Source organism: Gimesia sp., from assembly GCF_048260065.1.
Taxonomy (GTDB): Bacteria; Planctomycetota; Planctomycetia; order Planctomycetales; family Planctomycetaceae; genus Gimesia.
Genome location: NZ_JBLXHC010000023.1, coordinates 23,111 through 44,404, shown reverse-complemented (window position 1 = coordinate 44,404; position 21,294 = coordinate 23,111). Strand labels below are relative to the sequence as shown.

16 protein-coding genes are annotated in these 21,294 nt (G+C 46.9%); 10 read left to right on the top strand and 6 right to left on the bottom strand.

Going from position 1 to position 21,294, the window contains the following annotated elements:
• The first annotated feature begins 3 nt into the window (after positions 1-3).
• The 4 genes from ACN0YN_RS28190 to ACN0YN_RS28175 are packed head-to-tail and all read left to right on the top strand — an operon-like array spanning position 4 to position 2,975.
• A complete protein-coding gene (locus ACN0YN_RS28190) occupies positions 4-774 on the top strand; it encodes a hypothetical protein (RefSeq protein WP_350198719.1) in 771 nt (256 codons plus the stop codon).
• A 38-nt stretch (positions 775-812) separates the two neighbouring features.
• Positions 813-1,262 (top strand): TolC family protein, encoded by a 450-nt coding sequence (locus ACN0YN_RS28185; RefSeq protein ID WP_145187167.1) that lies wholly within the window; start codon positions 813-815, stop codon positions 1,260-1,262.
• A gap of 8 nt (positions 1,263-1,270) precedes the next feature.
• Positions 1,271-2,026 carry a hypothetical protein gene (locus ACN0YN_RS28180; RefSeq protein WP_350198718.1) on the top strand — a complete coding sequence of 252 codons (756 nt, stop codon included), beginning with the start codon at positions 1,271-1,273 and terminating at the stop codon, positions 2,024-2,026.
• 37 nt (positions 2,027-2,063) lie between these two features.
• Positions 2,064-2,975, top strand: a complete 912-nt coding sequence (locus ACN0YN_RS28175) for an ATP-binding protein (RefSeq protein ID WP_350198717.1) — start codon at positions 2,064-2,066, stop codon at positions 2,973-2,975.
• 844 nt (positions 2,976-3,819) lie between these two features.
• Here ACN0YN_RS28175 and ACN0YN_RS28170 read toward each other — a convergent pair.
• Positions 3,820-4,203 (bottom strand): hypothetical protein, encoded by a 384-nt coding sequence (locus tag ACN0YN_RS28170; RefSeq protein WP_350198715.1) that lies wholly within the window; start codon positions 4,201-4,203, stop codon positions 3,820-3,822.
• Between the two features lie 402 nt (positions 4,204-4,605).
• On the opposite strand from ACN0YN_RS28170, the gene ACN0YN_RS28165 reads away from it, so the two are divergent.
• The 6 genes from ACN0YN_RS28165 (at position 4,606) to ACN0YN_RS28140 (ending at position 14,461) form a co-directional block, all read left to right on the top strand.
• A complete protein-coding gene (locus ACN0YN_RS28165) occupies positions 4,606-5,181 on the top strand; it encodes an RNA polymerase sigma factor (protein WP_350198714.1) in 576 nt (191 codons plus the stop codon).
• Position 5,182: 1 nt separating this feature from the next.
• On the top strand, positions 5,183-6,040 hold the full coding sequence (locus ACN0YN_RS28160) for an anti-sigma factor family protein (protein WP_417388257.1): 858 nt from the start codon (positions 5,183-5,185) through the stop codon (positions 6,038-6,040).
• Between the two features lie 170 nt (positions 6,041-6,210).
• Positions 6,211-8,619, top strand: a complete 2,409-nt coding sequence (locus ACN0YN_RS28155) for an efflux RND transporter periplasmic adaptor subunit (RefSeq protein ID WP_417388256.1) — start codon at positions 6,211-6,213, stop codon at positions 8,617-8,619.
• Positions 8,620-8,660: 41 nt separating this feature from the next.
• A complete protein-coding gene (locus tag ACN0YN_RS28150; RefSeq protein ID WP_145193832.1) occupies positions 8,661-12,677 on the top strand; it encodes an efflux RND transporter permease subunit in 4,017 nt (1,338 codons plus the stop codon).
• A 249-nt stretch (positions 12,678-12,926) separates the two neighbouring features.
• Positions 12,927-13,352: a heavy metal-responsive transcriptional regulator gene (locus ACN0YN_RS28145; RefSeq protein ID WP_145187132.1), complete on the top strand. Its 426-nt coding sequence runs from the start codon at positions 12,927-12,929 to the stop codon at positions 13,350-13,352.
• Positions 13,349-14,461 carry a putative iron-sulfur cluster-binding metallochaperone gene (locus tag ACN0YN_RS28140; RefSeq protein ID WP_145187129.1) on the top strand — a complete coding sequence of 371 codons (1,113 nt, stop codon included), beginning with the start codon at positions 13,349-13,351 and terminating at the stop codon, positions 14,459-14,461. The genes ACN0YN_RS28145 and ACN0YN_RS28140 overlap by 4 nt, the downstream gene beginning before the upstream one ends.
• Before the next feature lie 125 nt (positions 14,462-14,586).
• Here the strand turns inward: ACN0YN_RS28140 and ACN0YN_RS28135 are convergent, their stop codons facing one another.
• From ACN0YN_RS28135 to ACN0YN_RS28115, 5 genes are all read right to left on the bottom strand, one after another.
• The gene (locus ACN0YN_RS28135) at positions 14,587-14,772 is read right to left on the bottom strand and encodes a hypothetical protein (protein ID WP_145187126.1); all 186 of its coding nucleotides are present in this window, start codon (positions 14,770-14,772) and stop codon (positions 14,587-14,589) included.
• Between the two features lie 79 nt (positions 14,773-14,851).
• Entirely contained in the window at positions 14,852-16,051 is a 1,200-nt protein-coding gene (locus ACN0YN_RS28130; protein ID WP_145187123.1) for an acetate/propionate family kinase, read from the bottom strand.
• A 10-nt stretch (positions 16,052-16,061) separates the two neighbouring features.
• Positions 16,062-18,431 (bottom strand): phosphoketolase, encoded by a 2,370-nt coding sequence (locus ACN0YN_RS28125; RefSeq protein ID WP_145187120.1) that lies wholly within the window; start codon positions 18,429-18,431, stop codon positions 16,062-16,064.
• Positions 18,432-18,454: 23 nt separating this feature from the next.
• Positions 18,455-20,557 carry a glycogen debranching protein gene (locus ACN0YN_RS28120; protein ID WP_145193831.1) on the bottom strand — a complete coding sequence of 701 codons (2,103 nt, stop codon included), beginning with the start codon at positions 20,555-20,557 and terminating at the stop codon, positions 18,455-18,457.
• A gap of 100 nt (positions 20,558-20,657) precedes the next feature.
• A complete protein-coding gene (locus ACN0YN_RS28115) occupies positions 20,658-21,266 on the bottom strand; it encodes a hypothetical protein (RefSeq protein WP_145187118.1) in 609 nt (202 codons plus the stop codon).
• Positions 21,267-21,294 lie beyond the last annotated feature (28 nt).

Below are 21,294 nucleotides of genomic sequence, written 5' to 3'. Positions count from 1 at the left end.
AAGATGAAAGAGCGTGAAAAAATCGTAGTGACTGGTTTGGTGGTGTTGATGCTCATCACCTGGCTAGGTTTCCCGTTTCACGAATCACCACGGTTCGCAGGCAGTTTATGGGGCGGAGTGTTCGGTGTGACTGGTGCGCTGCTGATGCTCGTGCCACTTGCTTATATGATCGTCAAACGCGTAAAACGACTCAAGAAAGTTGTGACAAAGTACGTCTCCATGCGGACACTGCTGGCGTGGCACATTTATGCGGGAGTCACTGGACCAATCCTGGTAGTGATCCATAGCGGCCACAAGTACGAAAGCCCACTTGGTATCGCTCTGACAGCGATGACGTTGCTGGTTGTGGTCAGCGGCTTTGTGGGACGATACCTGATGAACCAGATCTCTACAGAAATCCGCGAGAAGAATGCCCAGCTTGGTGAATTGGAAATAATTTATGATCACACTAAGAAAGAACTGGCGAATCGTCCTCAGGAAACCCTCATAGTCCGTAACTTCACTGGCTTCTTTTCCAGACAGGCTGCGAGATTCTTCCTTACAGAGAAATCCTTGCCGCAAACAAATGATGCCTTTGCTTCGTCCCCTCGCGAAATGGTTCGCTTGGCCGAGGCCATTGCCGATGTCGAGTACGCCATAGCAACCCATGAGAAATTTAAAATGTGGTTTGGAAAGTGGCTCAAGTTGCACATCATAATCTCGTTCATTTTGTACGGACTGTTGGCTCTACACGTGTACTTCGCGATCTATTTTGGTCTGAGGTGGTTTAGGTAAGCATGATCTTTAACTGACATGTTCCCAGGAGAAAAACCATGAACACGACACTTCGACTTAATCAATTTGTGACCGGCTTCTTTATTGCGACGATTCTGACCGTGGGGTCCGCTGGTTCATTCGGTAAAGAACCGACGGCTGTAACCGCGGAGTCCATCGTTGAACTTTTGCAGAAGCGTCAGCTCGTACTTTCGCAACTTGTAAGAGTACAAACAGAAGCTTATCGCAACGGAGAAACTGGTATAGAGTCTGTTGTACAGGCGCGTCAGCAACTTCTGCTGGTGAAACTCGAACTCGCCACTAGTCATGAAGAGCGGATCAAGCTGCTGGAGAGATCTATTAAGTTGGCGAGTGAGTTGGAGAAACTTGCCGAGGCGAAACATAAATCCGGGAATGGTTCCGCGGCAGATATTCTGAGCAGTCAGTCAGATCGCCTGAAAGTGGAAATCAGACTCGTACGTGAGCGACAGAAGAAAAAGCAGGGCTGAAATAACACATGAAAAGCAAATGGATCTACATTGTTGCAAGCATTTTGTTCGTCGTTCTGTGGACCATGACGTCGAGCGAATCTGCGCTGAAACAACCCGCAACCTGGCAACGCTTGGCCGAACCCGGCCAATTGTCGACCGCTCATGCGCATTTGGAAAACAATTGCGCCGCATGCCACACATCGGTCACCGGCATCGAGACGTCGAAATGCATCGTCTGCCATGCCAACAACGAGTCTCTTTTGCAACGGCAACCGACGTCGTTCCATGCCAGTATCAGTAGCTGCAAAGAGTGCCACTTGGAGCATCAAGGCCGAGGAAAACGTGCGACAAGTATGGACCACGTGATGCTGGCCAAGATAGGTATGCGCCAATTGAAGGATGATGATGTAAACAACAAATTGCTGACTTGGTCGAAGTTATGGGTGCCACCGCACGCCAACATAACGCCTGACGAAGTGGCCCTCAATTGTGCCACCTGCCACTCAAACGATGACCGCCATTTCCAACTCTTCGGCCAAGACTGTGCTCAATGCCACTCTACGGACAAGTGGATGATTGCCGAATTCCGACACCCATCCCCCAATTCAATGGACTGCGCGCAATGTCACCAGGCACCGCCCAGTCACTACATGATGCACTTCAAAATGATTTCAGCCCGCGTTGCTGGTCGGCCACACGCTCGTGTTGATCAATGTTTCCAGTGCCACCAGACAACATCTTGGAACGACATCCTTGGATCCGGCTGGTACAAGCACCATTAGCATCGTAATGGTTTATCGGCAAGGAAGGCAAAATCAAATGAATCATACATTCGACCGAGATCCATCAACCAAAATGGTTACCGAGATAACCGCTCGAAGAGAAGAAGCGCTATCGCATAATGAGAAACCTGACAACCGAGGAAAATTAACAGAACGGCATCATGATCGGCTGAAGTGGATCGTGCCGGTTCATACACTGAGCGGTGTTATTCTGGGAATTTTGATTTTGCATCCCGTGACAATGGTCATCTATTGTTTCGAATTTCATCCGGAACTTACGCAATCCAGCGTTCTTCACTTGGTTGTATCGCGGATGGGGAACGCTTTCATGCCTAAAATGTGGCTGATGACCGGAGCGTTTGCACTGATCGGAGGATTATTGGGAATGGGATCGGGGCTCTATGCGCGTGCCATCACGCGGAAACTGGTCCTCGTTTCTCAACTGGACCGGAAATTGGGGATGACGATCCACTTACTCATCGCTGCGGGAGAAAGTGACGTCGTCGAGTTCAAATCCTCGCTGCGGTGGGACCACCGTCAGAAGAAGTGCAATAAGGCTCTCGAGATAGTGATTGCCAAAACGATTGCTGGGTTCTTGAACCATGATGGTGGTGACCTACTGGTTGGTGTAGCCGATGATGGATCAATTGTCGGCTTGGAAGATGACTACGCCACCTTGCGAAAAAAGGACCGTGATGGCTTTGAATTGCTGCTGATGCAGTTGGTCAAAAACGCACTCGGCGGTGACGTGTGCACGTTGCTGCACGCTGTCTTCCAGGAAATCGACGGCCGTGACGTGTGCCGTGTGTTGATCGAGCCATCAGAACGCCCCGTGTATGTCCAGCATGAAGGGAGGGCGTGGTACTTCGTTCGTACGGGCAACTCAACCCGCGAACTTGATACCAAGGAGGCAATTGATCATATCGCGCGGCGAAAGTCACGATTGTGACCCTACCAAATTCTAAACGAGAGTTTAACTGGTTGGTGACGAGCATCGATAATATATCATGCTTCGATGTTTTTCAGTCTGGCTGTCACGTTACTTGAAAGAAACTGCAGCAAGTGTGTCGCGAGAACTTATCTGGCAAGAATATTTTCCAGGAAATAACTATTAACTTAAATTTGCCGCTTCACACTCGATCAATTCGTTTTCAACTACTATTGGCGGTTAATCTGCCACTCGCGGTGTTGGCGACACTGTTCCTCGTTTATGACTTTCGTCGAGAAATATCAGATTGAGTGGTTGAAAAGAGGATCGCTCTCGACGAAGAGGCCAAGACCATGCTGCCGGCGGTGTTGCAGATGCGACATCACGCCAAAGATTCTGTACAGAGTCACATAAATACTGTCTGTGCTCGCATGCAGGACAGTGACTCACTGGGTCACCACATTGCCGTTGTCTTCCCAGAAGCAATGTTGCAGGCGGAAATACATCATCGTGCATCTCCTGAAATGATTCAGACGTTACAACAGGCCGCTCAATCTTCCACTCGGCGGGCTTATGTGGGAGAGCAAGAAATCATCGTGGGCAATTACGGACAGGATGGAACAACCATTTTCGTTTCAGAGACAATGGAGCGTCTCCGTAGATCAGTTTGGAACGATCTAGTGCTCCGTCAGAATTCATAAATGGGGTTGCAAAGATCGTTTGACTTTCAGATCCTTTACGTATTCCAATTCAAGGATGATCTGATATGGAAAAGAAATACATCGTCACCCTCGTCGGTCATTCTTGCTGAATCTTACAAGCGCAGCCAACTATAGCGGTGATTAAAATAGTACTTATGTCTCGGCTACTCTTTTTTCAACTTAGCGAGATATTCATCGAGATTGCTGAGCAGCTTATCTTTGCAGCCATCGCAGCAAATCCATACTGGCTGACCGTTAGCATCGACTTTTTGAGGTGGTCCCATCACACCGAGCATCTTACCTGAGACAGGACAAACATGCTGTTTCTCTGCTGAAGCTGCGTCTTCAGTAGACAATTTCGAAAGTGCGACGTTCATTTTTTCCATGTCGCTTTGTCCGTTCATACCCTGGTGGCTGTGGTCGACGTGGCCATCGCTGGTAGAAGGAGAGCTTGAGTCAGTTGGTTGAGTACGATCAGAACCACAACCAAATAGGAAAATTGAAATAAATATGACTGACAAGAGACTAAAAGGAACCATGTATTTCATCAAAATCCTCGTATATCTTAGAAACAAAAACAACCATGTCCACATAACGACTTTGCAGCACCTTGTTTTAGATGCACAATCACTACAGTTTCTTCATGAAAATGAAATTCTTTTTCGAGATGATTTACGAATTGAATTTCTGTCAGATCAACGGACCTGACTTATCAGCAAAGATCGGAAGTCTCCTTAGCCTCATATTAATTTGACGAATATTATGAAACAGTACATCAATACTCGTAGTTGTTCTGAACCAAATGGTATGCTACGCTGCTCTAGAGAAAATACATCTCATCATTAATGATCAGACATTATCGTGAATTTGCTTAGAATCAGGGTAAATCAAAGATGCAACCTTTTGTTTCATGCTCATTTTTTGAAATCCCATGAAGAAACTTACTTGCCGTGGCATCTAAAAACACAACAACATCGAAGTATGTTAGCGATGCGACTGAAATTGACGCTGGCCTATTAGAAAGATGTCGTTCAAAAGAACGTAGTGCACAACAGTACCTATACGAGTTGTGTCATCGGCAAGTTTACCGGCTCATGGTTCGCACCGTTGGATTACAAGATGCGGGAGATGTAACTCAACAAGTTTTTCTACAATTATTTCGTAAGATTGACCAGTTTGAATCTCAATCGAAGTTCGAAACTTGGCTTTATCGACTTGCCATAAATGAAGGACTTCAACACCTTAGAAAAGGACGTCGTTGGAATTTTCAAAATCTCTCACACGAACCGATGAGCCAACATAATCCCGAATCTGAACGTATAGATCATAAGGAACTATTGGAAGTAGCTCTGTCAAGAATCGAGCCAGAGTTGCTTTCAATCTTCGTACTCCGTGAAGTTCAAGGTCTGTCATATCGCGAAATCGCTGAAGTCATGGAAATTCCAGAAGGAACCGTTGGATCACGGCTGAATCGCGCACGACGCGAATTACAGCAGCAACTTGCTGATCTGGGTTGGGAGCCGTAACATGAATTGTTCCGAAGTTCAAGAATTACTTTCCGCCTACTATGATGGCGAGTTAGCAGATGACCAAAGGGACCGCGTGTCGGCACACATCGGCACTTGCACAAAATGTGCAGGAGAACTTACTGGGTTCGAAAAACTCTCGCGAATGGCCAGCGTTCTCAGCGAGCCTGTGCCAACTCAACAAATTTGGAGTCAAATCAATCAGAAATTAGACGAGCAGTCTATCTGCGAAAATCCCATTCTCAAACCGGATCATAATGATCGACGGCTTTCGTTCTCGGTTCCTAAGTTGTTTGTATTGGCAGCAACAATCCTCACTGCTGTTGGAATCAGCTGGTTCACTTATCAGTCATGGTTTACTCATGGTAATCATGTTCATTTTACAGCAGTGTTCAGTCATTATCTTGACGAATTTGTCCACGATCCTGATGCGGCTCAACAGATTCTGCTTGGGAAGTACGAGAACAAGCTCATTGACCCTAATCGAGCGGTCGAGCAAATAGGCTACCGGCCATCCGTTGCCAACGGTCTGCCCGCTGAATATACCCTTGAGTCAACTCATGTCATCAAGATGCCGTGTTGCACTTGTGTACAATCTATTTGCAAACGAAACGATGGCAGTAAAATGGCTATTTTTGAGCATGACGATAAAGAAACTAAAGAATGGTTTGGAGACAGGCCCAATATTTCAGTCTATTGTAAAGATAAGCAATGCTGTCTGGTTGAATTAGATAAACAAATCGCTGCCAGTTGGAAACAAGGGTCGCGTCACATCACATTGGTTGGGGTACGGGACGTTGCTGAAGTCAACGAAATCATTTCATGGTTGAATGAGAAAAAACAGCCCGTTCTAAATTGATGAATCAAATTCGTATATTTCTTAAAAGACAAACAAAGAGAAACACAAACAGACTTGTGAATGTATAAGTTTCGATGGTCAAATCTCGAGCGAAAGAAAGCATAAACCTTATTGGCTATCCTATGTTTGAACAAATAATACCTGTTTGTCATGATGAATAAAGGCCGATTATGAATGATTCTTTTCATGGAAATTGGTGGAGTCGCATCTATGGCAAACATGCTGGCAAGTTGTGGATAGGACAGGCAGCTGTTCTACTAATAATCGGCTTCAGCATTGCATGGTCTATGAAAAATAGTTCGTCGACGGTCAATTCGGCCAAATCCGGTGGGCCCCATACAGAGCACAAAAATGTGTCTCAGATCTGGACCTGTTCGATGCACCCCCAGATTCGCCGTGATGGTCCAGGTAAGTGTCCTATCTGCGGTATGGAATTGGTGCCTGTCACGACGTCAGCAGGCGGCATACGGACTATCACAATTAGCCCCACTGCGCGGAAGTTGATGAGAATCGAGACTACACCTGTCGAGCGACGTTATGTTACTGCTGAAATACGTATGGTCGGAAAAGTAGAATATGACGAAACGAAACTCTCTTATATCACGGCATGGGTTTCCGGCCGCCTGGACCGCCTATATGTCGATTTCACCGGTATCGAAGTCAAGAAGGGCGACCATCTAGTTTACATCTACAGCGAAGAGTTATATGCTGCTCAAGAGGAGTTAATTCAGGCATTAAAATACCAACGCGATCGCACTTCTTCATCCACAAAACTCGTACAGCCAATCGATCTTGTCGCTTCCGCACGCGAAAAACTCCGACTTCTTGGCTTGTCAGCTTCACAGATCAAAGACATTGAACAGCGTGGTGCCCCGACTGATCATATCACCATTTTCTCGCCGATTGGCGGCGTCATAATCGAAAAGCTGCGGCAAGAAGGAGACCGCGTGCGCACTGGAGATCGAATCTATACTGTTGCTGACTTGAATCAGGTGTGGGTTAAACTCGATGCCTATGAATCTGATTTGGTTTGGCTCCACTACGGGCAAAAAGTGGAATTCACAACTGAAGCATACCCAGGCGAGACTTTTACGGGCCGCATTGCGTTTATTGACCCTGTATTAAACAAGGATACCCGAACCGTCAAAGTACGAGTCAATGTGCCTAACAAGGATGGCAAGCTCAAACCAGAAATGTTTGTACGTGCCGTAGTACGTTCACAACTCGCTTCGGGAGGACGCGTGATAGATGAAGATCTTACGGGTAAGTGGATTAGTCCTATGCATCCTGAAATTGTCAAGGACGAACCTGGAAACTGCGATATCTGTGGCATGCCATTAGTTCGGGCCGAGACATTAGGTGACGTTATGGGCAATCCTGAAAACAAACCGAAACCACTTGTCATTCCAGTATCGGCTGCACTCCTCACTGGTACACGAGCAATTGTATATGTTGAAATTCCTACTGCGAAAGAACCTACATTTGAAGGCCGTGAAATTGTGTTAGGCCCGCGTGCAGGTGCGTACTACCTTGTAAGAAACGGACTAAAGGAAGGAGACCTTGTCGTCACCAACGGTAACTTTAAGCTAGACAGCGCTCTGCAAATTTCCGCCAAGCCGTCAATGATGACACCCGAAGGAGGTGGCGGCGGTGGCGGCGGCGGACATGATCATGGTGGCGCAAAGAGCGAGAAAAAAACGCAGCAGGGTGAAACAGCAGGCCAGCAAATGACGTTGCCTTCCCAGTTCCGTTCACAACTTGACGCAGTATTAAATGCGTTCAATAGTGTCACAACGGCTGTTGAAGAAGCCGATTTGGCAAAAATCCGTGCAGCCTTTGATCAGTTGGGAGTGAAGTTGAGTCAAGTCAACAAAAAACAACTGACAGGCCATGTAGAAATGCTTTGGCGTGAATTTTCAATGTTACTATCAAATGACGTAGTTGAAGGACGTGATGTCGCGTCGTTGCAAGATTCTGATCGGATTTATCTTCAACTAAAACGACACATTCAGCGAGCTCGCGAGCAATTTGGTCTGACCCACAGCAACCATCAGCAAGCGATCATCAAGATCGACGTGCCTATCGAGTTTCAGAATCAATTGTTGCCATTGTTAGACACTTACTTTGCACTAGCGAATTCCCTGGCATCGGATAACGAAAAACTTGCATTGGCAACAGGTCCTAAGTTGCGTCAGGTACTCGGTACGATCCAAACATCGCATCTGAATGAGAAAGCATTAACAGTTTGGCAGAAAGAATTTGGCAATCTCAGCAAGATTACAGATCAAGTCATCGAGGCTAAAGACATTAAATCGATGAGAGAAGCGTTCACTTTACTTTCAGAAGAAATCTTGGTCGTTATAAAGACGTTTGAAGTAGGAAATAATCGGCCTCTCTACGAACTGCATTGTCCGATGGCATTCAAGGGGCGTGGAGCGATTTGGCTCCAGAATAATGACCAGATCAGAAATCCCTATTTCGGAGCCACAATGCTCAAGTGTGCGGATCGAGTCAACTTGATTTCGTTCGACAAGGAAAAACAGGGAGCTCACACCAACCATAAGGGACATAGTCACTAAAAACCGTAGGGCATCCCTGTCCATGAATGTCAACAGGAAAAATGATGGTAACTGATTCCGAAAATCCCAATCTAGTACCTGAGCCGCATTCTTTGCTCGACAAGACTATCTGGTTCTGCCTGAATAATAAACTGGTTGTCTTGTTGATGGTGATTGTAATCCTCGTCTGGGGCGCGATGGTGGCTCCATTCGATTGGGACTTGGGTAGCCTACCACGCGATCCAGTGCCGGTAGATGCAATTCCTGACATTGGCGAGAACCAGCAAATCGTTTTCACGCAGTGGATGGGGCGTTCACCTCAAGATGTCGAAGACCAAATTGGGTATCCGCTCACAGTTGCCTTGCTCGGCCTCCCCGAGGTCAAGACGATCCGTAGTTACTCGATGTTTGGTTTCTCCACGATCTATGTGATCTTCAACGAAAAAGCCGAGTTCTATTGGTCTCGTACGCGAGTACTGGAGAAGCTCAACAGTTTACCCACAGGGACGCTCCCTGAAGGCGTTCAACCAACACTAGGACCTGACGCAACCGCCCTCGGTCAGATTTTTTGGTATACGCTCGAAGGATACGATCCGGATGGAAACGTTGTAGGAGGCTGGGACCTGCACGAGTTGAGAACCACACAAGATTGGTATGTTCGTTACGCACTGAATTCAGCGGAAGGTATCAGTGAAGTCGCTTCGATTGGTGGATTTGTCCAGGAATATCAAATTGACGTTGACCCCGACGCCATGCGAGCAAATAAAGTAAGCCTGGGAGAAGTATTTAATGCCGTTCGTATGACGAACGTAGATGTCGGCGCACGTACGATCGAGTTGAATAAAGCGGAATACGTCGTTCGTGGCTTGGGTTTTATTAAGCAAGTTGAAGACCTTGAAAAAACGGTTCTCAAAGTTCATGACAACGTCCCCATCACGATCAAGGACGTTGCGAAAGTGACTTTGGGGCCCGCGCTTCGGCGTGGTGCGCTCGATAAAGAAGGTGCAGAAGTTGTTGGCGGCGTATGCGTTGTCCGCTATGGTTACAACCCTCTAGCGGCGATCAAGAACGTCAAGAGAATGATCGGCGAGGTATCACCGGGGCTGCCAACTAAGGTATTGATCGACTTCAAGAAAACAACGCGAAAGGAGATCACACAGTACGCAAAGGCACATGGCTTCGATGCCTATGAAAACGATTTACTTAACAACAGCGCATGGGTTCAGCATTTACGATCCTTGGACCGCAACAAGCGACCCGAGTGGGCTACGATCAGTCAGATCACTGTTGTCCCTTTCTATGACCGCACTGGATTGATCTATGAGACGCTTGGGACACTGAATACTGCGCTCACTGAAGAAATTCTAGTAACAATCATCGTCATTCTGATCAGCGTCATGCACCTGCGAAGTTCTGTGTTAATCAGTGCTCTGTTACCACTCGCCGTGCTGATGTGTTTCATCGGGATGAAAACCTTCGGCGTAGACGCGAATATTGTAGCGCTTTCTGGTATTGCCATCGCCATCGGCACAATGGTCGATATGGGGATTATTCTCTGTGAGAATATTCTCAAACATCTGGAAGAAGCTGATCCAGACGAAGACCGATTGAAAGTCATTTTTAATGCGTCGCGCGAAGTGGCAGGCGCAGTGTTGACGGCTGTCTCCACGACCATTATCAGCTTCTTGCCGGTATTTACGATGATCGGTGCTGAAGGCAAACTATTCAAACCATTGGCGTTTACTAAGACGTTTGCTTTGATTGCATCAGTCATTGTAGCCTTAACGATTATTCCACCAGTCGCTCACGTATTGTTTACGGGGCGCTTACGTTCTGAAGCACTCAGGCGATATCTCCACTGGAGTGTGATCTTCGTTGGCATGATTACCCTTTTGCTCGCTATTCTAGCCGCTATGCCTATGAGTTCAGACAGCTCGATAACTTACTTTTCTATTCCGTGGTGGGTCGGAGCTATTGTAATGGCATTAGGCACGTACAAACTGCTGGAATCCCGGATACCTAAAAGTCTGAATCAGTATGGCCCCTGGTCCGCGAATGGCGTTGCTGTGGTGGTAGTGGGGCTGATTTTGACCGATCACTGGCTTCCATTAGGACCGGACAAGGGCTTTGTTCGGAATCTATTATTCGTTGTCCTGTTAATTGGTGGTTTGCTGGCGTTCTTCCAAATCTTTCAGCGATTCATCTACGAACCGCTGCTGCGCTGGTGCCTAAGAAACAAGGGACTCTTTCTAATGATTCCCATTGTGATACTAATGCTGGGAAGTTGCGTCTGGTTGGGATTTGATCGTGTTTTTGGATTTTTCCCCGCGCCAATTCGTAACTCAACTCCTTGGAAAGCGATCGCCAATACATTGCCGGGGCTAGGCAAAGAATTTATGCCCCCTCTAGACGAAGGATCGTTCCTTTACATGCCAACCACGATGCCACACGCATCGATCGGCGAGGCAATGGACGTGCTTCAACTTCAAGACCGCCTGTTGATCTCGATCCCGGAAGTGGAATCTGTTGTTGGCAAGGTAGGCCGTGTGGACAGTCCGCTTGATCCCGCTCCCATCTCGATGATCGAAACAGTTATCGCTTATAAGTCTGAGTATATAACAAATAAGGATGGGCATCGTCTCAAATTCCGTTACGATGATACTAAGAGCGATTTCATACGGGACGAAAAAGGGAATCTTATTGAAGACTCCAACGGACGAGCATTCCGCCAATGGCGTGACCACATTCGCACGCCCAATGATATCTGGAAAGAAATCACCGCTGCGGCAGATTTACCTGGCACAACATCTGCGCCGAAGCTGCAGCCGATCGCCGCGCGAATTGTGATGCTGCAGAGTGGTATGAGAGCGCCGATGGGTCTCAAGGTGAAAGGCCCTGATTTGGAAACCATCGAGCGTGTGGCGCTGGACATCGAACAACTTCTGAAAAAAGTACCCTCTGTAGAGGCATCAGCTGTAATTGCAGATCGAATTGTTGGCAAACCATACCTGGAAATCGATATCGACCGTGATGCTATAAAACGATATGGTTTGCACATCCGCACTGTACAGGATGTGATTGAAGTTGCCATCGGTGGGCAGAAAATCACGACGACAGTGGAGGGCCGCGAACGTTACCCAGTGAGAGTACGTTACGCACGCGAGCTACGCGACGAGATCGAGACACTTGACCGTATACTCGTACCTACACCGGCAGGACAGCAAATTCCACTCGAACAACTCGCCAAAATTCGTTACACGCGCGGTCCACAGACCATCAAGAGCGAAGACACATTTTTGTTAGGTTATGTGTTGTTCGACATGAAGCCTGGCAATGCCGAAGTAGATGTAGTTGAAGAATGCCAACGCTTCTTAAAACAAAAGATTGATGATGGTACATTGGTTCTTCCGCCTGGCGTCAGTTACACTTTTGCGGGTAGCTATGAAAATCAAATTCGCTCGCAAAAAACCCTGATGGTCGTCTTGCCTTTAGCTCTGTTTGTCATCTTTTTGATCTTATATTTTCAATTTCGGTCGGTCATCACCACTTCACTTGTATTCAGCGGCATCATGATCGCCTGGTCTGGTGGGTTTATCATGCTTTGGCTATATGGCCAATCATGGTTTTTAGATTTCAGTCTATTTGACACCAATATGCGGACTCTATTCCAAGTTCACCAAATCAATCTAAGCGTCGCAGTCTGGGTCGGCTTCTTAGCATTATTTGGAATTGCTTCCGACGATGGCGTGGTAATCACATCCTATCTCGATCAAAGTTTTCGAAAACGACGCATCAGTTCCGTCAAAGAAGCGCGTGATGCAACTCTCGCAGCTGGGGTGCGTCGAGTTCGACCGTGCTTGATGACAACCGCGACAACGATCCTGGCCCTGATTCCCGTACTTACATCCACGGGCCGTGGCTCTGACATTATGGTTCCGATGGCGATACCCAGCTTTGGTGGCATGCTGATCGAAGTCATGACGATGCTGGTCGTGCCCGTGCTCTATTGCAGTGTGATGGAATGGAAGCTTAAGCTGGGAATCGAAGACCCGCGTTTTGCCGAAGACGCAAAAACGTAATCTTCGACGAAGCTGTTTAAAACAGTATTTGCTTATCCGTTCTTTTCTATTATGCGGTTTATACTCAGACGAAATTCTATTTTTGTCGAGTTGTAGTCCCACTAATCGTGGAATGTCCCCTTTGTTTTTCGCCGAAATTTGAATAGCACTCTCCTTTTTCAGAGTGTGAATATAGCAAATTATTCGATTTAGTCTTGACTCTGTAGTATGGTACAGGCTCGATAATATCTATAGATGAAGGAAACAGCCATGAAACTACTAACAATCGGAAAGGTAGCCGAGCAAGCAGGAGTCGGCATTGAAACCGTCAGATTCTACGAGCGCGAAGGTTTGTTAGAGAAACCAACCCGCTCTGCATCGGGCTACCGACAGTTCAATGTTGATGTTGTCAAACGACTCACGTTTATTAGCCGGGCCAAGGAACTTGGATTTACGTTGAAAGAAATCAAGGAACTCCTATCGTTGCGAGTGGATTCAGAATTTTGTTGCGAGGATGTAAAGGCCAAAGTTGGCGTGAAGATAGCCGACATAGAAAGTAAAGTTGCTACTCTCCGCAAGATCAAGCAGGCCCTGGTTCGACTTTCCACGGCGTGTGGAAAGAGAAAGCAGACAGCCGAATGCCCCATTTTAGAAGCACTTGACGGTAGAAAGTCAACACTAACTCGAAAAGAATGACTATGGAACTCACTATGTCCAGGACAGCCACTTGCCCAGAATGTGGCGGCAAAAGCAAAGGAGTAAAACCACTCACACTTAGGGCTTTGCTCAAGAATGAATTCGTGAGCAACATTGATGACGTGGAATACAAATTTTGTAATGCCACTGGGTGCAGTGTTGTTTATTTCTCTGACAGCCAGACTTTCGCAAAAGATCAGCTCAAAGTACCAGTGGGAGTGAAAGAGACGCGCGGCGCACGGCCTTTGTGCTACTGCTTTGGATATTCTATAGCCACGATCAAAAAGGAACTTGAAACAAAAGGCCGGTCGGATGCTCTAGACGACATTCGGAAGAAGATGAAAAATCCTGGTTGCCGATGTAAAACTGAGAATCCAGCGGGCGCATGCTGTCTTAGCAGTGTTACTAAAGGTATCGCTATTGCCACATCAGAATTAGACAAATCATCCAGCCAGTCGAATAGAGCGGAAACCATTACAAAAGTAGGAACGATTCTATCTGCGATTATGGCATCCAGTTGTTGTTGGTTGCCTTTGCTATTGATTCTGTTTGGTATTTCAGGTGCGGGGATTGCTGGCATTTTAGAATCATACAGGCCAGTGTTCAGCACTTTGACAATCGTTTTTTTGACGGCAGCATTTTATTTTACTTACTGGCCCAGGCAGACGGTCACGGGTGGCGTCTATTGTATCACCGATTGTTGCTCTAACTCCGGCACCTCGAAACGTAATCGATTTAATATGATGTCCATGAACAAAATCATGTTGTGGGCCGTGACGGTTGTTGCCGTTGTGTTTATGTTGTTCCCAAATTACATAGGTTTCATCTTGGCCAGGAGAGAAAGCGACGAGGTAATCACATCAAGTAACCCACTCATCAAAACGACCTTCGTAGCCATCGAAGGAATGCACTGCGAAGGTTGTGCTGCGATTGCTGAGAAGTCGATTATGGATGTGCCGGGAGTGTTAGCAGTAAAAGTGGACTATACCGGGAAATATGCAAACATCGCTACAGAATCATGCTGTAGTTTTCCAAATGAAGACATCCTGAATGCAATACAAACCGCCGGTTATACCGGCAAAATTCCAAAAGCAGTTGAAAACAATTAACTCTGTTCGTCTGTTTGCAGGTATGTAGCCTGCCAGATGGTCGAACGCTTTGTAAAATGGAGGTTGTCATGAGAAATAAATGGTTGTGGGCGGCGTTAATTGCATTACCTTTGGGGGTTGGTGGTTTAGTCTATACTGATGTGCGCGCCAACGCTGACACTCAAAGCAACAGTGCCGATTTTGTCTGCCCAATCACGGGTGAGGAACTTCCTTGCCCCAAGTGTTGTCCACTCAATTGAGTGAGGAAAGATCGTCGGCAAAAGCGATTCCCGATGTAATGAATCATCGGGAATCGCTTGCTGTCGTTTCATAACTCGCTATATCCAGTGACAAACTACCTCAAAATGTTCATTTATATTAGAACCCTTTAATACGATCATGTTCATCTGCCTATCTGGACTGAGATAATTCTAAGAGTCGTTCTGTTTCGCGTGCGATCATGTGTTCTTCGCGAGTTTGAATGAGTAAAATGCGACCTGCTGACTGGATTGTTGCGAGATCACAATCCGCATGAGCACTTTGATTTTTGACCTCGTCAAGTTTCAGCCCAAGAAATGGTAGTTTGTCACATACGCAGCTTCGCAACAGCGGAGAATGTTCACCGATACCGGCAGTAAAGACTAAGCCATCGATGCCTCCCAGCAAAACCGCAAGAGAACCAATGGTTGACTGGATTCGCTCTGTAAACAATTTCATCGCCAGTTGAGCGCGTTCGTTTTTGGCTTGGGATGCCTGTTCAATTTGGCGAAAGTCAGAGGAAATTCCCGACACTCCAAGCAAACCAGATTGATGATTCAAACTTTGATCGAGCTGCTCAGGATCGAAGTCTTTTTGTTTCATCAAGTAAATCAAGATTCCAGGATCGATCGAGCCGCTGCGGGTACCCATCATTAACCCTTCCAGCGGTGTGAACCCCATCGTTGTAGCCAAAGGGCGTCCGCCATGCACGGCAGTCGCAGAGCAGCCGTTGCCTAGATGACATATTACCAATCGAAGAGAATCGTCGTATTGCCGACCAAGCACTTCTGCGGCACGTGTCGAACAGTATTGATGGCTGATCCCGTGAAAGCCAAATCGACGAATACCGTATTGTTCATACCATTCGTAAGGGATTGGATAAACATAAGCACTCGGCGGCAAATCAGCAAAAAAAGCAGTATCAAACACAGCGACATGCATAGCTTCTGGAAGATATTTTTGTGCTGCTTTAATCGTCATCAATGCTGGTGGATTGTGTAGCGGGGCGAGTTTGGAGACTTGTTCTAACGATTGAAGAACCTGTTCGTTAATGAGCGTTGGCTGGCAGAAATATGTACCGCCGTGAACGATGCGATGACCGACAGCTCGAATCGATTCGCCCAGGTTGATGTCTGCCAACACATGCAGAATCCATTTAACGGCATCACGATTATTTGAAATATCCGAACGAGATTGTGTTTGACTCGCTGACTGAGTTTGTAATTCTAATCTGACTTTTTCAGATTGAGTTTGCCAATCTATCACACCTCTGGCAAGTTGTTCGTGAGCCAATTCATCGAACAGAGCATATTTGAGCGTACTAGATCCGGCATTCAGAACGAGAATCGACATCGAATCAACCTCACTGTCCCCCTCCCGGCCAAGTCCAGTTTTGAACTTCCGGCATGTCTTCACCGTATTCGGAGATGTAATGTTTGTGTTCGATCAGTTTGTCTCGAACGGCTTGTTTTAAGTAGGCTGCTTTGGCGCCGAGATTTGGCACGCGGTCGATCACATCTTGAACAAGATGAAAACGATCAAGATCATTCAGAACAACCATGTCAAACGGCGTGGTTGTTGTCCCTTCTTCTTTGTAACCGCGTACGTGTAAATTCTTGTGATTCGTTCTGCGATACGTTAACCTGTGGATCAACCAGGGATAGCCGTGGAACGCAAAGATAATCGGCTTATCATTCGTGAACAGGCTGTCGAAGTCTTTATCCGACAGTCCATGTGGGTGTTCCTGAGGAGATTGGAGCTTCATCAAGTTGACAACGTTAATCACGCGTACCTTCAACTCAGGCAATTCTTGACGAATGATCTCGACGGCGGCCAACGTTTCGAGTGTGGGTACATCGCCACAACACCCTAAAACAACATCGGGTTCGCTTCCCTGGTCACTACTCGCCCACTCCCAAATACTGATTCCCGCCGTCGTATGCTTAATGGCTTGATCCATCGTGAGCCACTGTTGCGAGGGTTGTTTGCCAGCCACAATAACGTTTACATAATCGCGACTGCGCAGGCAATGGTCAGTAACGGAAAGCAGACAGTTCGCGTCTGGTGGCAGATAGACACGGATGATCTCGGCTTTCTTGTTGACTACATGGTCGATGAAGCCGGGATCTTGATGGCTGAAGCCGTTATGGTCTTGACGCCAGACATGTGATGACAACAAATAATTCAGTGAAGCAATAGGCCGTCGCCAGGGAATGTCTTTAGAGATCTTAATCCATTTGGCATGCTGATTGAACATCGAATCAATGATATGTATGAACGCTTCGTAACAATTGAAAAAGCCATGCCGCCCTGTTAATAGATAACCTTCTAGCCAACCTTGGCACTGGTGCTCGGAAAGCATTTCCATCACACGGCCGTTCGGAGAAAGGTGATCATCAGTGGGCAATATCTCGCCCATAAAACTACGTTCCGCGACATCAAATACGTCCGCCCAGCGATTTGAGGCGTTCTCATCTGGACTGAAGATGCGAAAGTTTTGTGACTCAAGGTTGAGATTCATCACATCACGGATAAACTTGCCTTGCACGCGCGTTGCTTCGGCTGTGACACTTCCCGGATGCGGGACCTCAACTGCATAGTCTCTAAAGTCAGGTAGTCGCAAGCTCTTCAACAGTGCCCCGCCATTTGCATGTGGGTTTGCTCCCATCCGCCGCTCGCCTCTCGGCGCAAGATCTGCGATCTCCGTTCTGAGACGACCATTCTCGTCAAACAGCTCATCGGGCTTGTAACTCTGCATCCATTGCTCCAGCAACTGTAAGTGATCTGGGTTCTCATGTATTTGCCCCAATGGCACCTGATGACTACGCCAACTGCCTTCGATCGGTAAACCATCTACTTCCTTGGGGCAGGTCCAACCTTTGGGCGTTCGCAGTACAATCATCGGCCAGAGGGGACGAGTGGAATCCTGGTCCTGTCGCGCATTGGATAGAATATGTTGAATCTCTTGAGTGACTTGATCCATTGTCGCAGCCATAAGCTGGTGCATCTCCTGGGGATCGTGACCTTCGACATAATACGGATTGTATCCGTAACCTCGCAAAAGATGATCTAGTTCCTCATGACTGATACGGGCCAATACAGTCGGATTCGCGATTTTGTATCTGTTCAAATGCAGGATCGGCAAAACAACTCCGTCGCGCTGCGGATTCAGGAACTTGTTAGAATGCCAGCTTGTGGCGAGAGGACCTGTTTCTGCCTCGCCATCACCAATCACACAGGCCACGATCAGGTCTGGATTATCGAATGCTGCACCATAAGCGTGCGATAATGCATAACCCAATTCACCACCTTCATGGATACTTCCGGGCGTCTCGGGGGCCACATGGCTTGGGATACCACCTGGAAAACTGAACTGTTTAAACAGTCGCTTCATTCCCACTTCATCTCGGGTGATGTTCGGATAATGTTCGGTATAAGTTCCTTCTAAATACGTATTCGCTACAAGCCCTGGTCCCCCGTGTCCAGGCCCGGTGATGAACATCATACTGAGATTATGCTGCTTGATGATTCGATTGAGATGAGCATAGATAAAATTCAACCCCGGTGTCGTTCCCCAATGGCCGAGCAAGCGCGGTTTGATATGTTCTTTGTGTAATGGTTCCTTCAACAGCGGATTTTTAAAAAGATAAATCTGACCGATTGATAGATAATTCGCTGCCCGCCAATAAGCATTGATGAGGTCCAGTTCTTTTGGAGACAGGGGATTCGACATGTACTTCTCACAGATAAATGTTGTTACAAAATTTGCACGGAGTTTGATGATATCGCCACAGTCGATTGTGCTAACACAACAATGCTACGCTGATTGACCCGATAAGAATCCTTTTCAAAAGGGATTTCTGCCTCGGGATCCACAATATCAATCGGACAGGGGAGTGAAGTGTCAATAACACGGTTCCAGACACTCTCTGTTTCTGCGTGAATAGAAAATAACCGTGGCTTAGTTGAGCCGTTGATCATCACATAAAGATCACGGTCATTAGTGGACGTACCACGTAAGCAATAAGCCAGGACTTGAGAATCAGCTGACATATTGACTTCTGGTAGTTCTGCGCCAAACCATTGAATATCGTCACGCCAAAAGGTGGAGCGTCCAAGCAAAGAATGCGATTTACGGAACGCAATCATTCGTTTGAAAAAGCAGAACACCTCTTGGTTTTCTTCAAATCGCCGCCAATCGAGCCAACTTATTTCGTTATCTTGATTGTAAGGATTGTTGTTACCACTTTGCGTTTGCATAAACTCATCACCCATACGAAACATGGGGCTGCCATTCGCCAGCATGAGCAAACAGCAAAAGTTTTTGGTCTGTCGTTTGCGTAAGTTGACGACCTCTTGAGGCACTTGTTCAACGCCTTCCCAGCCGCTATTCCAGCTAAACTCGTTCGGCCCATCGTGATTGTTTTGGCTGTTTACATGGTTGTGTTTATGATTATACGAAACGAGGTCATACATCGTAAAACCATCATGCGATGCAACATAGTTCACACTTTGAAAGGGACGAAATGCATGGACTGTATCATCAGGAAATAAGTCGCTACTTCCATATAAACGCGTCATCAGATCGGGAACCAGTCCACAATCTCCTCGTATAAACTGCTGCACTGTATCACGAAACCGAGCATTCCACTGCATCCAGGTACGCCCTGGAAAGGATGCGCCAAGTTGATACAAACCCGAAGCATCCCATGGTTCAGCGATTAAGCGAACGTTGGCTAAATCCGGATCGCCGGCGATCTGGTCAAAAAGAGGTGGTTGACTTAAATCGATACTTCCATCCGATGTTCGTGAAAATACTGAGGCCAGATCAAATCGAAAACCATCGACATGCATCTCCTTTGCCCAATAGCGCAAGCTATCCACGATCAAACGACGGACCGTAGGAGATGATGTGTTTAAAGTATTGCCTGTGCCACTAAAATTTGCATAGGGTGATTTCAAGTTAGCCGATGCAATATAGTAAGTTGCGTTGTCAATTCCGCGATAACTGTAAGTTGGTCCTTGATCGTCTCCCTCGCAAGTATGGTTATAGACCACATCCAGAATCACTTCAATTCCAGCCTTATGTAACTCACGGACCATCTCACGAAACTGGCTGTGCTGCTCGCATGAAGATTGGTTCGTTGAATATTCATGGTGAGGTGAGAAGAAATTCAGGGGCATGTAGCCCCAATAGTTTTCATCTGATGGGTCGAATTGAAAAACCGGCATCAATTCGATGGCGGTTATCCCAAGCTCTTTAAGATAGGGGATTTTCTCGATGACTCCTGCAAAGGTTCCCCGAGCGTCATCAGTTATGCCGGAGCTTGGATGTTGTGTGAAGCCACGAACATGCATTTCATAGATCACTAAATCGGTTCCATGACGTAGCCGTTGTTCATTTCCCCAATCAAACGGACATCGGCAAACGTCAAGACGGCCCAGCGGTGCAGAACCTCCATTGGGTCCGGGAAGCCTGGCCGCATCACGCTTGAATTTCGCCGGGAAGAAGACGCTTCGTGCGTAGGGATCGAGCAATACCTTCTCGGGATCAAACGCATGCCATGTGTCGGTCACTTTGGCCGCCGGTCCGTCAATTTGGTATGCATAGTATACCGCATCGCCAGCTTCTGAGATGGGCACGCGACAATGCCAGACTGGTCCAGACTTGTTTTTGAATGGATCAAGCTGAAGTGAGTAACATGGAACACGTAATTCATTTCCTAGGTACAACAGCAGAGTAACTTTTGAGGCGTTAACAGTATCAATTGCAAAGTTATATGCCTGCTCTGACTCTAACCATGTAACGCCAAGGGGAGAGGGTGTTCCTTCAGACGTTTCCCATTCCGGCCCCCTAATTGAGGCACTTGAGTCAAAAACATTCACGACTGAAGTTCCGCAATGTCGGCAGATTGCTTGAATAGTGCTGTGTAACATTGGCAATCCTTTTTTAGTGTCCCTACCGAACTCGCTCGAATTCAACTTGAAGATTAAGCAGTTCTGATCGCAAACGATCAATTTGCCACTGCAGGTGATGTAGAGGATCCGCTTTGATCTTGGGTTGCTTTGCTCGCTCCAAAGCCAATCGAGCGAGGTCTACCGAAAGTTGCAGACGTTGTACCTCGTCATCACTTACAAGTCCGGCTTGGCGTTGGTTGACGTCTTTGGCCCACACCAATTGCTGTTCTGCAAGTGTCACATCATTCTTCACGTTTTGAAGATGGGTAGTATGCAAGTCATGGTCTGTTTTAGTCATTGCGCGTTTGAGCAGCGTTTCCGTATAGTCGACCTGATTCTGCAACCGAATCATCATCAGCTTTGAAGTCAGATTAGGAACTCGTTGATTGGCTTTCACCGCCCTCTGCAAGTCATGCTTAGCAAGTTCCAACTTCTTTTGGAAGTATCGAACATCGACACTCCCAGTGGAAGGTGCTGTATCTAGTGACATGGCAAACGGAACTTGCGTTATCGCAAATATGAAAGTTAGTATCAAAACGGAGACTAAAATACGTCGACGAGTTTTGGTGAAAACTAGAATCGTTTGGATCAAAGTACCAGTTTTTGTCATGACTATTTCCTTTCAGATTCGTGTTAGT